The organism is Prevotella pallens ATCC 700821, from assembly GCF_000220255.1.
In the GTDB taxonomy this organism is placed as follows: Bacteria; Bacteroidota; Bacteroidia; order Bacteroidales; family Bacteroidaceae; genus Prevotella; species Prevotella pallens.
Genome location: NZ_GL982513.1, coordinates 253,648 through 269,503, shown reverse-complemented (window position 1 = coordinate 269,503; position 15,856 = coordinate 253,648). Strand labels below are relative to the sequence as shown.

Sequence of the window (15,856 nt, the reverse complement as noted above, 5' to 3'; positions counted from 1 at the left end):
TGTTCTGCAAAAACATAATTACGTTTTTTAATTTGGTAATTAAATATTCTTATTCTTTAATTTTATATTTGGAAGAAGCTTAAGTTCCTTTTTGTTTAGTATCTTTAGAACTTTGTTCTAAATAGATATTTCCTAAGTCCAAAAAAATTATAACTATCCAAAAATTTAGTAGTTCACCTTTATATATATAGTATATAACTAACCCTAACAATGAAGCTAAAAGATATCCATAAGATATTTTCCCTTCGTTTATAAGATTATTCTTTATTGGTATCTTTTTTATGAATATACCTAACATAAAGCCAATGAAAATTAAAAAGACTATACTTGCTGATACTGCCAAAAGATACCAATATATATTAGACGAACTTAATATAGGTTCAAAAGCAAATAAAAGAATGAAAAATAGTATTCCTTTATTAATCCATTGCATTCTATTTAGTTTCTTATTTAATAGCTTCATCTTTTTCTATTTGATTAAGTTGAATATTTTATTTTTCATTTGCAAAGATACAATTTTTTTCAAACTTTTTTTTATTTGAATTGATTTATATCGCAGTCTTTTGAAAACATATAAAAATTCCCAATCATTGTAATGCTAAGAGTATACACTTTTCCTTTAATAGAAGTGTAATTTGTATTTTCATTTATCGTTACTATATACAATATTGGGATTTATAGATTGTAGATTCTTTATGAAACCATTTTTGTCTTTTGGTGAAATAATAAGAGGTGTTTTTTGTTGGATGAAATATATTGCTATTCGATCTAGCGAGGCTGCCGGTGCAGCAAGAATAGAATTTGTGTCTTTTATTTTTCTTATTTGATTTATGTCATAATTGGTGGTTGATAACATACCGCATTTAACAGAGAGGATGTTATTATGGATAGTATAGCGGATATCAAAAAGAGAGAAAAGAGCAAAAAAGAGAATTAATGCTACAATTGTTACTACAATCCACGAAAAATCGTATACTAATACGGGTATTATAGGAATTACAGTGAATCCTATAATGGCACATATTAGCCAAATTGCAATTTTTGTTTTATAAACTTTTTCCATCCCGTTCAATAATTATATGGTCATATTAAATCAATCTGCATTTTTTGTTAGTTGATAACATGGTTAGTTTTTTGTATTTTTACAGTCTTGACCGTTCAGACACTCCAGCATTACTTTCATTATATCTATTTTTCTGTAAGTTAAATTTATATGAAACTGATAATATAATTCCGTTTACTTTGCGATAAGAATTTCTTATTAAATCGATATTTACAAATTGCAGATGTTTTTCTTCTTTATTTGTTTTAAATACATCGGTCCAATTAAGGTATACATCAAGTTTTTCTTTAAAAAAAGATTTTGAAATACCTAAACTTATCTCTCCTTTTGGCTTATAATGATATAGCATAATATGTCCTCCTGTTGAGAACGAGGTATAGAAATAAAATATGTATCCATTTTTTAGAGATAACATATTGTTGAATGACAAAGAAAACATTATAGAATTATAGTTTCTGCCATTAAATTCCAATAAAGGTTTTTGTATAGAAGTATTAATAAATGGAGTCCACTCTCCTATAGACTTTGACCACGATAATGCGAAAGAGAGTTTTTGATACTTAGGAATATTTTTTGGTGAATATAAAATAGATTCCATATCCACAAGTTTTTCTGCCGTCTGTATAATTGCTTTTTTTCTATGTTCAAAAGATAAAATAGCATTAAAGTTTTTATATGTTGCAAGTAGCGATAAATCATAAATTATGCATGGTTTTAAAGAGGTGTTTCCAGAAGCATATTCTAATGGAGAATAATATTCTACGTTCGATCTTAGTTCTTGATAATTAGGTCTGCGTATTTTCACAGAATAATTTAGCCCAGTGAAAAAATTACCAAACGTTTTTTTGAGCGATATTGATGGAAAAAGATTATTATTGCTCCATTTTATTTTATTTTCATGGTCTGTACCATCTTTATATCTTATCAAAGAATGTTCATATCTAAGTCCGAAAGTTAAATCTATAAACGAAGTATGTGTATTAAATTCGCAAAAAGTAGCAACAGTTCTCTCTTTTCTTTCAGATTTAGTATAGGTTGGTATAACTCCATTTGCGATAGACGAACAAAATTCTGTGTTATAGTTAGTAATTGTTGCCTCTGAACCAAATTTTAAAATACTATTTCCAATATTCAATTCTGAAAGAATTTTTTGGCAAAAAATAAAATAGTCATAACTCCCATTGCTAATACCAGAATTAGTATTTCCACTATTCGAATTTTTATTTATATTTTGTTTTGTCTTATCTTTACTGCTTGCAAGATAGTTATCTGCTTGTAAAATTAAACCTTTCGTAAGGTTGTAATTAACAAAAGATTCTAAGCTATGAATTCCAGTCTTTCTATTTATGCAGTTAGACGAGTTTATTTTTGAAATAGCATTAGAATTTAATTTGTATGTATCCTGAATATCATAATTATCCACATAGTTAGGTGTCCAAGTATAGGTATATTTTCCTCCAAAAGATAATTTGTTAGCAATATAATCGAACCCTAATGCCCCATCAAGTCCTAACCACTTATTTAATAAATCTGAATGTTGTTTGCGTTCTTTGTTATTTTGCAATTGAAGTTTAGAAATTTGGTTTTCTACAGTAGAAGTTCTTGTATTTCGCATATTAATATTAGCAAAGAAATCGTAAGAACCTTTTCTATAATTCAATAAATTATTTGTAGTTTCTGATATTTGGTTCCCTAAATCGAATAGAGAAACGTCTATGTTTCCTCCTAAACCTTCGTCTTTTCTCCTTTTTGTTGTAATTTTAATAATAGATTGTACAGATGCATCATATTCGCTTCCTGGAGAAATAATTATTTCTATATTTTTTATATCGCTACCTTTTATGTTAAGTAGTTCGTTTATATCTCTTGCTTCGTGCCCATTAAGAAAGAAAATAGGTGTACCACGTCCAACAACTTCTATATTGTTATTAGATTGTGTTACAAAAGGCATATATGGTAAAATTTTCGATAAATTAAGCAACTTCGAAAGATGGGAGTTTTCTATATTAATTAGTAAAGAGTTGCCCCTATTTAAAGTAGATTTATGTACAACTACTTCGCCTAATTTAAAACTTGCCTCTTGTAGCCTAATAGTTTTAAGTGTATCTATCAATATTGGGCTATTATAATCTTCATAACCTAAGCATTTCACCGACAGTCTATATATACCTTTCTTTCCATTAAGTTGAAATGAACCTAACGAATCGGAAACTGTAGAATATAATTTTGTAGAATCTTTTATGTCGAACAAATTAATATTAGCGTATTGTATAGCTTTCCCACAACCATCTATAATGTGTATTGTTTGTGTTTGCGAGAAGAGTAATTGTGGAATCCATAAAAGAAAAAAGAAGATTATTTTTTTCATGTGTTATTTAATTTAATCCCTTAACATATATTTATTCCTTTCGTAAGGAATTTCAACTGAAAGGTATTCAAATGCTTTTGGGTTCTTAGATATTATCTGTAGATTATAAGCCTTAAAAGGCTTATCTAAACTTAGAGGTAGCAACAATTTTAATCTCATTAATTTTTGTCTTCATAATCTTTTAATTTTATTTTAGGTTTTGCAAATTTATAGATAGACTACAAAGTAAATAAAAAAACGTAAAACATTGCTTAAGTTTATAATATTTTAACCTTTATATATTGAGCTAACAATGAGGAAAAGGCAGATTATAGATAAATATAAACGTAAATTAGTTCATTGCAAATAATACTTTCAGATACGGTTATAAGAAAAAAACGTAATTATGTTCTGCAAAGACATAATTACGTTTTCTTTATTTAGCTTAAAGCATTATTTTTTGTTTTAGCCATTTTGCAAAAATAGGGTCGGTTATAACCCATTCTGTTTCTTGTTTTTCTATTAAGTCGCGTTCTAAGAGAGCTGTTTTCAGTCGAGTTATATTCGAATAGCTACCTAAATTATATTCTTTGCGCACTTCAGAAAGTCCAAAATCTTTTGTAACTCCTACAATTATAGCTCGAAGAAAATTTAATTGAAATTCAGATAATGGTTCAATCATCTGCATAAAAAGAATATCGTTTGTAGCCAATAAGTCGTTTTCGGCTTGCTTTACATCGTTTTCAGTTACAGTTTCTCCTTCTTCTTTTAATGTAAAAACCAACCAAGCCAATTGTTGTACGTAGGCAGAATAGTTTTCGGTAAATTTGCAAATCTCTTCTGCCAATTCACGGCTAATAGTTCTTTTTCCATCGGCAAAATGCGAAACAATATATTCAACCCAATTTTCTGTTGCTATTTTGTTTAACGAAATTGTGTCGCCAAACTGGAAAAAAGGCATACTTCTATGGAGAAATATACTGCTCATTAAGTGGTGTTTACTTCCAAAAAGACAATAAGATACGTGTTTTTGGTGTTGCCAAACAGTTCTTAAACGTGCCTGAATTTGTTTACTATTAGCCATTTCGCCTATTTGCTGAAACTCGTCTATACATATAACAATGCGTTTTTTTCGTTTTATAGCAATTGTTTCAGCCATCTGTAAAACCTCTTCTGGCGTGTGTGTTTTTGGAGTAATACCTAAAGAAATGGAGAAATCGGAATTAGGTTCAGGACTAAAAGATATTTTAGGAGTGAGACGGTAAAGAAACTCTTTTGCTTCTTCAAACCATAATTCGCTTTTAGAAGCAGTTTGTTTTAATACCTCTGCGGTTAATTTATTGTAGAAATCGTATTCGCTTTTGCAACCAAATATGTCTAAATAAACTGTAATTATATCTTTATTGTCGAGCTTATTACATACGTGTTTCACTAAAGATGTCTTTCCTAATCGTCTTGGCGACATTAGAATTACGTTTATTCCACCTTTAAAATTATCTAAAAGCCGCTTTGTTTCTCGTTCTCTTCCTATGAAATTATAGTCGGAAACAGCTACTCCATAAACAAATTTCTTGCACATAATTTAATGCTTTAATTCATCTTACAAGTGCAAATATAATAAGAAAAAAGTAATAATACAAGTATGTATCACACAAACTTGTGTGATACATACTTGTATTATTATAAATAAACTAAAATATAGGTGGCTGTAATGTGCTTGATAGATATTAATGCTTTACTATATAACATAGTAACACACTGTGTTTTTATCGTCCTTTTTTTACCATTCTTTTTGAAAAATAGAAGAGTGTAAGGTAAACTAAAATAGCCGAAATAACACCTGCGATAGCATCTATAAGATAGTGTGCTTGAATATAAACAGTGGCACAACAAAGGAAAAAATAAAATGGGGCAAGCACCATAAGTAATTTGTAATTTCGTGTATGCCATACTAAAAACATACATATAGTACTTATTCCTACATGCGAACTTGGGAAGGCAGCTGTAGGACGTTCTCCTGCAGCTTTAGCATCTTCTACTAAATTATAAAAGAAACCATTGGTGAAACCAGGGCTGGGCAAGCAATCTTTATGTAAATTAAAATAGTCGTGTATATTAGGAAATACTCCTGCTGTAATAGTTTTTAAACCAACAGCCTTATAATAAAACGTAGGACCAGCCACAGGAACAAATATAAACACTACATAATAAATAAAGAATGAAGCCAATAGTATGAAACTTACCCGTTCAAACTCTTTGTAGCGCCATATAAAATAGTAGAAAACAGTGAGTGCAATCATTGGATAATAAGCTGCATATCCCATATCGAAAAGTTCGCTGAAAAAGGCATCTGGTAATTCTTTAGAGAATAATAGTGCTGGCTGACAGCCAAATATATTTTGTTCCCATTGTGCAAATACATGGTCGAGGTTAGGTAAAAGTCTATTAAACTCGTAAGTATCGGGATACCACCACGCAAGTAATCCTAATTGTGCAGATACTCTTGCTAAACGTGTAAACTTACAAGGAAAAATTCTGTATACCAACCATAAAGCAGCCGTCATAGCAATTATGCGTAGCCGTCCATAAATCATAGCTTCGGGAGCTGTCATTTTTGTGTAAAAAAACATTATTAACACAAAAGTGAAAAGCATATAAGCTGCTGCAGCCCATTCTATTGCCATTAATCCTTTTAAAGGTTTCTTTTCTATTTTAAAAAGATTGAGTACAAATTTTACCATTTTATTTCTACTATCAGTTATCCTTATTTTAAATCCAGCCATTATTTTTATACCAATCCATTGTTTCTTTTACGCCTCGCTCTAATTTATATTCTGGTTTATAGCCAAGTTCTTTTACAATGGGTTGTATGTTACACCGCCAATTTCGTTGTTTCAAAATTTGATATTTATCGTTGTTTAGTGGCGAAAGTTTGCCTGTTATGCGTCCTAAAATATCGCCAAAGAAAGTAACAATACGCAACAAAGCAATAGGAGCTTTAATTCTTATCCACCACGGATTGCCCAATTCTGTGTGAATAAGATTGCTGAATGTGGTGCTTTGATATACTTCTCCATCGGTAAGAAAATAAGCTCTTCCAGTTTTAGCCTTATCAATTGCAAGAAAAACAGCCTGAACAAGGTCTTTTACATAAATAAAAGTAATGTCTTGACGCTGAAAACCCACCGAAAAGTCTATATGCCCTTTTATAGATTTAGCCATAAGGAAGTAGTCTTTTTCTCTTGGTCCGTACACACCTGTAGGACGAAGAATAACATAAGGCAATGTTTTTCCGTTGTAAGAAGTATTTGCCAAAACTTTTTCTGCCTTTAGTTTACTCTCTCCGTAAGCTGTGTTTGGTTGAGGAATATCGGTTTCGTCAATATTTTTATAAGGAAGTTGTTCGTGAATAGCACCATAAACGCTGAGGCTCGATATAAAAACAAAGCGTTCTATAGGCATATTTAGCGCTAAAAGTGCATTAACAAAATGTTGCGTTCCTTGTGTGTTTATGCGAAAAAAATCGTCTCTCTTTGTACATTTTGTGGCTCCCGCAGCATGAACAACATAATTAAAGCTGTAAGATTGTAGCTGCTTTTTAAGTTTTTCTTCAGACGAAAAGTCGAGTTCTATAAAGTGAATACGCTCGTCTTGCAAGTATTTTTTAGACGAAGTTGCACGCATTGCTGCCCAAACTTCCATATCGTGGCGCAATGCTTCTGCTACAATAAACGAGCCAATAAAGCCCGAAGCTCCTGTTATTAATATTCTTTTTTTCATTAAAATACTGTGAAACGCTTGCAAAGGTACGAACTTTTTCGTTACTTTGTAAACACAATCAAAGCGCAAATAACAATGGGAAAGGAAAAAAATAATAAAAAACGATTGACCAAAGTAGAACTTGCTGAGAAGATTACAGGTTTCTTTCAAACACAACCAGACAATACTTTTAGCCTAAAACAAATATTTAGAGCATTAAAACTAACCACGCATCCACTAAAAATGCTTGCTATTGATGTGATGGAAGAAATGGCGTGGGACGATTTTCTTTCTAAAGTTGGCGAAAATGCTTATACACTTAACACCAAAGGACAGGTGCAAGAAGGTGTTTTTGTAAGAAAATCGAATGGAAAAAACTCTTTCCTTCCCGACGATGGTGGTACTCCTATTTTTATTTCTGAACGTAATTCTATGTCGGCTCTTAATGGAGATAGAGTGAAAGTGCAATACTTTGCGCGCCGTCGTAACCATATTAAAGAAGGAATGGTTATAGAAATTTTGCAACGAAAGAAGGAAACTTTTGTAGGACGTTTGCAAGTAGAACCCGAAATAGCATTCCTTATTACGCAAGAAAACCTTTTTGTTCACGATATTCTTATTCCAAAGAAAGCTTTGAATGGTGGAAAAACCGACGATAGAGCTGTGGTGAAAATAACAAAATGGCCAGATGCTGACCATAAAAACCTTGTAGGAGAAGTGATTGATATATTAGGACAAGCAGGCAATAACGATGTGGAAATGAATACTATTCTTGCACAATATGGTTTGCCTTATAAATATCCGAAGAAAGTAGAAGAGGCTGCAGATAAAATTAATGCCGAAATTACAGCGCAAGATATTGCCGAACGCGAAGACTTCCGAGATATTTGGACTTGTACTATTGACCCTAAAGATGCAAAAGACTTTGACGATGCTCTTTCTATACGTAAGTTGGAAAATGGTTTATGGGAAGTGGGCGTACATATTGCCGATGTTTCCCACTATGTTAAAGAGAACGATATAATTGATAAGGAAGCACAAAAGCGCGCTACATCTATTTATCTTGTAGACAGAACTATTCCAATGCTGCCCGAAAGGTTGTGTAATTTTGTTTGTTCCTTGCGCCCTGACGAAGAAAAATTAGCATACAGCGCAATTTTCCAATTAAACGATAATGCCGAAGTTAAACATTTCCATATTGCACATACTGTTATAAAAAGTAATCGTAGATATGCTTACGAAGAGGTGCAACAACTGTTGGAAGATAATGGAGTGATAGACGGAACTGGTGAACCTGCACCAGAAAGACAAGAATATAAAGGCGAATTTGCCGATAAACTTATAATGCTTGACCGTTTGGCAAAACAACTTCGTGCCGAAAGAATTAAGAAAGGTAGTGTAAAGTTTGAATCGGAAGAACTGCATTTTGATATAGATGAACATGGAAAACCCCTTCGCTGTTACTTTAAACGTTCGAAAGATGCCAACAAACTTATAGAAGAGTTTATGTTGCTTGCCAATAAATATGTTGCAGAACACGTAGGAAAAGTAGAACGCGGCAAAAAAGCAAAAACATTGCCTTATCGTGTTCACGACAATCCAGACCCACAAAAGTTTGAAAACCTCCGACAGTTCTCTGCAAAATTCGGATATAAACTGAAATCGTCTGGTACAAAAGGAGCAACCGCACGGGCTTTAAACGCTTTAATGGACGAGGTAGAAGGAAAGAGCGAACAAAAGGTAATTCAAACTGTGGCTTTACGTTCTATGATGAAAGCAAAATATACTACACATAATATAGGACACTTTGGACTTGCTTTCGATTATTATACTCATTTTACATCACCCATACGTCGTTATCCCGATACTATTGTGCACCGTTTACTTACTCGATATGAAAATGGAGGACGTTCGGCTAATAAAGAACATATAGAAGAGCTTTGCGAACACAGTTCGGATATGGAACAAGTGGCACAAAATGCAGAACGCGATTCTATTAAATATAAAATGGTGGAATTTATGGGCGAACATCTTGGCGAATGTTATGATGCGCACATAAGTGGTATTCAGAGTTATGGAATTTATGCCGAAATTGACGAAAATCATTGTGAAGGAATGATACCAATGCGCGACCTTGACGACGATTATTACGACTTCGATGAGAAGAATTATTGTCTTGTTGGGCGTCGTCATCATCATAAATATCAGTTGGGCGACCCTATTCGCATAAAAGTTGCAAATGCAAATTTAGAACGAAAGCAACTCGATTTTACTTTAGATGAAGATAAAAGTAGAAAAGTTTCGCAAAAGGTTTCTACAAAAACAAAAGCAGGAAAAACTGTAAAGGCACGCAAAAAGCACCGATAGAAACATTTGAAAAATGAAACAAATAGGAATATTGCTCGCTTTCTTGCTTACAACCATTGTAGCACAATCGCACGAACAACAATATATAAGGTTGAAAGGATACTACCGTGTATATCAGTCTACAAATTTTATGCTTAGCTATTTCGTAGATGGTATGATGGAATTGTATGTTCCATTAGATACAACTTCGAAAAAAACAACTTTTGTAGACCGAAAATTTCTTGGCGAAAGGCGCAGAAAAGCCAAACAAGCTAATGGAGACGAAACTTTTGTTCGTATAAATATGCCTGCATTAGAGTCTACACCTCTTATAGAAAGCATTAAAAGCGAAGAATATTCCACCCGAAACAATGGCGACGTTTACCGATGGGCAGATAAATGCGGTACAATTTCAAAGCATAAGTTTCCTAATCAAAAAATAGCAACTACTGGAATAACCATTGACATGGATAATTTGATGGGACAAGAAAACCACGAAATAGCTATGGACCAGCTAAAAATGTATGGTATCATAGCACGTATGACGCAATTTGATGAACAAGAAACTTACGTAGAACATGCAGGAACCTATACATTAAAAGATTTATATTCGGCGCATAAACACCAAACTTTTATGGCACATTATAAAGGAGAAGATACAGACGAACAAATAGATGTATGGTCGGACTTGTTTATTACCGATAGAGCTATCATTTCGGAAAGTGAAATGAAAAAAATAAAGAAAGAAAAACCTCGCACACTTACTTTTGAGATACCATCTTCAGTACCACAATTAGACAATAATATTCTGCAAGCATGGTTACAAATGGTAGAATATTAAAAGTATACACTCTAAACTATTCCTAAATTATTATCTCTTTCGGCGTAATAGACATTTAGTAAACTGGTTATTCCTTCCTACTTTTCAAAAAAACGTCCGTACGTTTTTTGGAAAAAAGTACGGACGTTTCAGTAAAAAAGTACGGACATTTTTTGAAGAAAGAATAATAGTTTCGTAAATACTTGAATACTATCTATTTATGCTTTCAGTAAAAAATGCGTTTTTTCTGTGCAATTTTGGTATGAAAAGATGGTATGTGGTGGGTGATTATTGATATCAAAGCTTTAACGGTCCATATCAAAATACGGCATCTTATTCTCAATTCTTAATTTATTATGCTTTCGGATAGTATATGCAAATAGTATCCAAGGGCGAAAACTTTCACTATGGAATGACATCTTTTGACGTTGATAATAATTAGGAGTATCAATCGTTGTTATTTGCTCTCTTATTCCTCCTAAATAAGTGATACCTGCAGAAATTTGAATATTATCTGTTGGATACCAAGCCATTGATATATTAGCACTCATTGGATTAGAATACTTTGTTATTGAGATTGCAGAATAACTCTTATTTTTCCATTCAGTTTCTACTTGAATTGCCATCTGATCTAAAGCCCACCACGTGAAATTACCATTTAAACCCCATGAAGAGAGACGATTTCCTCCTTCATAATGTTCCCAACTCAGTGCTGGTGATAAGTAAGCTTGAACAGAATTACTATTTATACTCAACCCAAAACCAGTGTTCCATCTATTATAACAGCCATTGTTCCTATACGATTGTATAACATAGTTATTCTCTTTTCGCAAAAAACTTTCTATCATATTTGTGGTAATCTTATGCTTTGCGAAAGTCTGCAAGCGTAACCAATTCAATATTTTTATATCATAAGTTAATGCCAAATCATGGGTTTGTATCGGACGCAGATTCATATTACCTTCTACTTTTTGCCATGGATTTACAGATGAAGAGACTGGTGCTAATTGTTGAGGTGATGGGAGAATATTATTGAGTGTATACGACAAGCGTGCGGTTTGTGATTTTGAAACTCTAAACCCTATAGCAACAGACGTCTTTGGACGCCAATAACTATCACTCCTGCTATCAACTTTCACAAACAATCCCTGCAAACCTACCGATGTCATCAGCATAATTTTTTTCCATACTTTTGAATAAGAAATATATGAATAATTACTAGACTGAGATACATGTGTTAAAACTGATGGAGAAAATACATTATCCCAAAGATTGTCGTGCGTGTACAAAAAATGATTGCCTGCTTCTATCTGTCCATATTTATGACGAACCCCATTATAATCTACATCTAAACCAACCTGATTTCTTATATTGTCGAGCGATAGAAACGTAGGAATCAAATCAGAGATGATATGTTCAGCATATTGTTGCCTGCGATTTGCTTTTGCATGATTAAAATACGAATACACATCTAAACTTGACTTATCTTTAAATGTACGTTCATAGAAAAACGATCCTAACCACCCATTTGATTTATCTTTGGTATGGTCGTCGGCAGTCATCTTGTTAGAAATGTTATTGTTTAAATATTCTCCATTATATGTAGCTGACTTATGCATATTACTTATGCGATTACTTATATTCCAAGCAAAATAATTCCGAGCATTTGGCTCATATTTAAATAATAGTTTTAGGTCAAAATCATTTTTTCTAGAAATATTCGATCCTATTAATTGTTTCTGCTGATTATTTTGTTTTTCTAATGTTTCATAATCAATTCTATCTTTTGTTAGATAGTTATAGAAAACACTTCCATAAACGGCAAAATGGCTTCGTCCTATTTCAAAATTAGAACCAACAAAACCTTTTCTTAATGGAATATCATGGCGAGTACGTTCTTCGAAATACACATAGAGAGGACGTTCTTTCCGTAAATGAATGTTAATTATTTTATTAATATCTTGATCTAAATAGCGAGCGCTTACAACATCTTCTACAGTAACAGACTCTATATCTGCGGGTAGAATGGGGTTAATTCCAGAGTTTACCAATCTTCCGTCAATTAAAATCAAAGGAGAACTACCATCTCGAGTTGTTATGCTTTGCGAGATGGGATTTACATTTAGAACAGGTATCTCTGATAAAGCTTTAAACGGATCTTTCTCCTTTCGGGCTTTACTTGAAAGATAAAAGGTTTCACCTGTAGCTGTAACGGTTGGAGTCTTTGTTCCTTTAACTACTACTTCTTGTAGAGCAATTGGACTTTTCTGCATTATGACGTTAATTACTGTGTCGTTTCTTAAGTTCAAATTGCTTTCCCACGGTTGGTAATTGTGTGCTGATAATGATATTTTATATGCTCCTTTTGCAGGAATAGTCAATTCAGTATTAGAAGTATTGAATGTAGAGAAACTTATAACAGAGTCGTTCTGCATAACAACACTTTCAACACGTGGTATTACTTCTTTCTCTTGCCCACCTATTTGAAATTTTATATGAATTTGGCAGTAAGCTTTTGAGCTAACTAAAAGGATAAGGCATGTTAGATACGAAATTAAGATAATTCTTCTCATATTTTAGTTATTTTTATAGACCTTGTTCAATAAGTTCGTTTTTAAAGAGACTATGTGAATGAGTATAAATGTCGAAAATTGGTGATAGATTTGAGCATTTATTTATGCTACCATTTGTTTTAATTAATAATAGATTTCAATAAAACCATCAAAAACCTAGCAAGGGTTAAATAAGGTATGTTAAGGTTCAGATGAACCATTTTTTTATTTTAATTATAACTTAGTATAGTTATAGTGCAAATATAAGAAGAAAACAAATACAAAACAAGGAAAATTTAAAATTTAATACACCAATAGGTGTTTTTATCAAACTTAATTGTACGTTATCAACCAAAGTGCGCAACTGTAAATGTAGTTATTTTCTCTAATATTTCAGTGTGATGGACATTTGGTAGATTGGTTATTTCATCTTACTTTTCAAAAAACGTCCGTACATTCTTAGAAAAAAGTACGGACGTTTTTTGGAAAAAGTACGGACGTTTTCAGTAAAAATGCGTTTTTTCTGTGCAATTTTGGTATGAAAAGATGGTATGTGTTGGGTGAGATCTAAGGCAAAGTATTTGCCACGTTTGGACGTTAGTTCTTCGTGTGTGCCCACTTCTACAATCTTTTCTTCATCTAATACCACAATCCATTGCATTACGTTGTCTGATAGGTCGCATATCCAAAATTAAAACTTCACAATTCCAGAATCTGTATCTTTATTATCTATGTTTGGTCTACCAGCATTGTATTTGCGTCCAGTTGTAAATTGCCAGCTCACCGAAATACCTATCATATTACTCATTGAGGGGATATGTAAATCTTGTTGGTAACTACGATACTTATTCAGAAGTTCGACTTGTCGTCTTTTACCATAGGATTGAAAAATATTAGTAGCATTAAGTCCAAATACCCAATTTCCTAAATGATATCTTACTGAGGTATTTATATTGGGACTATCTTCGGTAAGTATTTCTCCTTCCAGTTGCTTTTGTCCACTTGAATAACCTGCCATAAAATTCCATTTTCCAATGGTTAAATCAGCTTCTAAGGAAAGATTTAACTTATGCAAGTGGTGAGTAAAATACTTATTGCTATTATGGTAATAGTTATAAGAAAGCATACTGGTTATTGTGAAATTCTCTGGTATAATTTGCCATTGAATGCCAGTCATAGCCCAGGTTTGCAACTGAGTTCCATCATTTGCATAACTATGGCGGAAACAAATTTGTCCATTATTTTTTATTCGTTCTATAGTTTCAATAATAGGCTTATTGCCATATTCTAATCCAAATCTTGTACTTGTGAAAATACGTTTTCCAAACCGCTTGCGTATTGTCGCCCAATTTTTAAGTAAATGGAATGCTTTAAGTTGAGGATTACCAGTAGTCAAATCCCATACATTAGCTTGTTGTGATACATCACTAAGCATAGCAAGAGAGGGAGTTATGGGGTCTACACTCATATTATATTGTATATCCCATGTTTTTATAGGCAATGTTAGTGAAAGTCTAGGACGTATAATCCACGAAGATGCAATTTTATTAAATTGTTGTGTCTCTATATAGTTTACTCCCATTCCTAAGCTATATCTAAGTTTATTAAGATTTCCTGAAATTTGACTATACAGATATAAGTCATGATTTTGGAGTTTAGTTTCTAACTTTTCCACTCCTATATATTTATTTTTGGTTTGTCCATACAAATAACGTCCTCCTATCTTAAGATACATAGCTTTAATTTTTTGTTCATATCTAATCTCGTTAATTAAGGAATATTTATCTCCTTTCGTATTGTATCCATAAGTACGTTCACCTTGTATAGGATGACTTTCAGAATAATGATATCCATAGTCGGTGGAGATATAAGTGAAATGTGCATTATAACTAAGTGTGGCACCTTGTTTTAACGCTTGAAGATAAAATATGTCTACTTCTGGTGAATGATATTTTTCTGTTGGATTACTAATTGATAAATAAGGTGTACACCCTGATTCTATAACCTGTTGCGCAGAAGTACGTTTAGGACTATCATAAAATATATTAGAAATTGCTACATTAAATATATGCTTCTCTGGTAATGTATGATTAAAATATATTGTAGCTTTATTATTAAGGTAATATAAAGGTTTATCCAATCCTATTCTTTTAATAGTGATATCTTCTGTATTATTAATTTTATAATGATCATACTGAGAAACGCTCCTACGTTGAATATGTGTATAACTATTCTCCAACGTTAATCCTATTTCTGAAAGTTTGTGGTTGTATCGTATAAAAGCAAAGTTTTCACCAGCAGGAGTTGTTACTGAATTTACAAAATTGAAACCTCCTTGAACTCCTGATTCAGGTTGGGTTACAAGGATTTTAATAACGGCACCATATTTTTCAGAAGAAAATTCTGCTCCTGGAGCATCAATATATTCTACTTTTTTTATAAGATTCGTTCGAAGAGTAAGAAGTTCTTCTACAGAGGCTTTTTTACCATTTATCAATACGAGTACTTCATCTCCTGTAACCGTTTGTATCTTTCGAGCATTTTGCTCCACTTTTATATCTGGAAGCATTAGTTTACGCAAAAAATCATATCCAGTTGTAGATTGTGTTTGTGCGAGCTTCGATGGAAAAATTGTATATCCATCTGCCATTACTTTGCCATTGCTATTTACAACTACTTCATCAAGATTTTTTGTTCCCTCTTTCATAGTAAGCGTACCAAGGTTCATATCACGTTCGGATAGGCTAATTTTCATTATTATAGACTGGTAACCTATATATAAAGCATGTAGTTCATAGACTTCTTTGAGCTGTAATTTATCAACATGAAAAATAAATTCTCCATTTTTATCTGTTTGCGAAGATAGAACTATTTTCTTTTCATTATTATAAAGGCAGACTGTAGCAAACTCTATTGGAGTTTGAGAGGAATTTGCTTCAATAATTCTACCTTTTAGAGTTTGTGCATTT

10 protein-coding genes are annotated in these 15,856 nt (G+C 32.4%); 2 read left to right on the top strand and 8 right to left on the bottom strand.

The window, feature by feature from the left end; all coding sequences use genetic code 11:
• Window positions 1–79 precede the first annotated feature (79 nt).
• The 6 genes from HMPREF9144_RS01095 to HMPREF9144_RS01070 form a co-directional block, all read right to left on the bottom strand.
• Complete coding sequence (locus HMPREF9144_RS01095) at window positions 80–463, bottom strand: hypothetical protein (RefSeq protein ID WP_006043943.1); 384 nt, start codon at window positions 461–463, stop codon at window positions 80–82.
• A 180-nt stretch (window positions 464–643) separates the two neighbouring features.
• Complete coding sequence (locus tag HMPREF9144_RS01090; protein ID WP_004362289.1) at window positions 644–1,063, bottom strand: PH domain-containing protein; 420 nt, start codon at window positions 1,061–1,063, stop codon at window positions 644–646.
• Window positions 1,064–1,142: 79 nt separating this feature from the next.
• Window positions 1,143–3,215 (bottom strand): outer membrane beta-barrel protein, encoded by a 2,073-nt coding sequence (locus HMPREF9144_RS01085; RefSeq protein WP_170123130.1) that lies wholly within the window; start codon window positions 3,213–3,215, stop codon window positions 1,143–1,145.
• 640 nt (window positions 3,216–3,855) lie between these two features.
• Window positions 3,856–4,989 (bottom strand): AAA family ATPase, encoded by a 1,134-nt coding sequence (locus HMPREF9144_RS01080; protein ID WP_006043940.1) that lies wholly within the window; start codon window positions 4,987–4,989, stop codon window positions 3,856–3,858.
• A gap of 187 nt (window positions 4,990–5,176) precedes the next feature.
• Window positions 5,177–6,151 carry a phosphatase PAP2 family protein gene (locus HMPREF9144_RS01075; protein WP_040595344.1) on the bottom strand — a complete coding sequence of 325 codons (975 nt, stop codon included), beginning with the start codon at window positions 6,149–6,151 and terminating at the stop codon, window positions 5,177–5,179.
• A gap of 28 nt (window positions 6,152–6,179) precedes the next feature.
• Window positions 6,180–7,190, bottom strand: coding sequence for an NAD-dependent epimerase/dehydratase family protein (locus tag HMPREF9144_RS01070; protein WP_006043938.1), 1,011 nt, complete (start codon window positions 7,188–7,190; stop codon window positions 6,180–6,182).
• A 75-nt stretch (window positions 7,191–7,265) separates the two neighbouring features.
• On the opposite strand from HMPREF9144_RS01070, the gene rnr reads away from it, so the two are divergent.
• Window positions 7,266–9,536 carry a ribonuclease R gene (gene rnr / locus HMPREF9144_RS01065; RefSeq protein ID WP_040595343.1) on the top strand — a complete coding sequence of 757 codons (2,271 nt, stop codon included), beginning with the start codon at window positions 7,266–7,268 and terminating at the stop codon, window positions 9,534–9,536.
• Between the two features lie 13 nt (window positions 9,537–9,549).
• The gene (locus tag HMPREF9144_RS01060; protein ID WP_006043936.1) at window positions 9,550–10,356 is read left to right on the top strand and encodes a hypothetical protein; all 807 of its coding nucleotides are present in this window, start codon (window positions 9,550–9,552) and stop codon (window positions 10,354–10,356) included.
• Window positions 10,357–10,640: 284 nt separating this feature from the next.
• Here the strand turns inward: HMPREF9144_RS01060 and HMPREF9144_RS01055 are convergent, their stop codons facing one another.
• A complete protein-coding gene (locus tag HMPREF9144_RS01055; protein ID WP_006043935.1) occupies window positions 10,641–12,908 on the bottom strand; it encodes an outer membrane beta-barrel protein in 2,268 nt (755 codons plus the stop codon).
• 670 nt (window positions 12,909–13,578) lie between these two features.
• A partial coding sequence (locus HMPREF9144_RS01045; protein ID WP_156792524.1) for a carboxypeptidase-like regulatory domain-containing protein occupies window positions 13,579–15,856 on the bottom strand: 2,278 nt, incomplete at its 5' end.

Excerpts from the sequence above, each read along its gene's own strand:
- HMPREF9144_RS01095 (WP_006043943.1), bottom strand. The coding sequence starts at position 463 with ATGAAGCTATTAAATAAGAAACTAAATAGAATGCAATGGATTAATAAA.
- HMPREF9144_RS01090 (WP_004362289.1), bottom strand. The coding sequence starts at position 1,063 with ATGGAAAAAGTTTATAAAACAAAAATTGCAATTTGGCTAATATGTGCC.
- HMPREF9144_RS01080 (WP_006043940.1), bottom strand. The coding sequence starts at position 4,989 with ATGTGCAAGAAATTTGTTTATGGAGTAGCTGTTTCCGACTATAATTTC.
- HMPREF9144_RS01075 (WP_040595344.1), bottom strand. The coding sequence starts at position 6,151 with ATGGTAAAATTTGTACTCAATCTTTTTAAAATAGAAAAGAAACCTTTA.
- HMPREF9144_RS01070 (WP_006043938.1), bottom strand. The coding sequence starts at position 7,190 with ATGAAAAAAAGAATATTAATAACAGGAGCTTCGGGCTTTATTGGCTCG.
- rnr (WP_040595343.1), top strand. The coding sequence starts at position 7,266 with ATGGGAAAGGAAAAAAATAATAAAAAACGATTGACCAAAGTAGAACTT.
- HMPREF9144_RS01060 (WP_006043936.1), top strand. The coding sequence starts at position 9,550 with ATGAAACAAATAGGAATATTGCTCGCTTTCTTGCTTACAACCATTGTA.
- HMPREF9144_RS01055 (WP_006043935.1), bottom strand. The coding sequence starts at position 12,908 with ATGAGAAGAATTATCTTAATTTCGTATCTAACATGCCTTATCCTTTTA.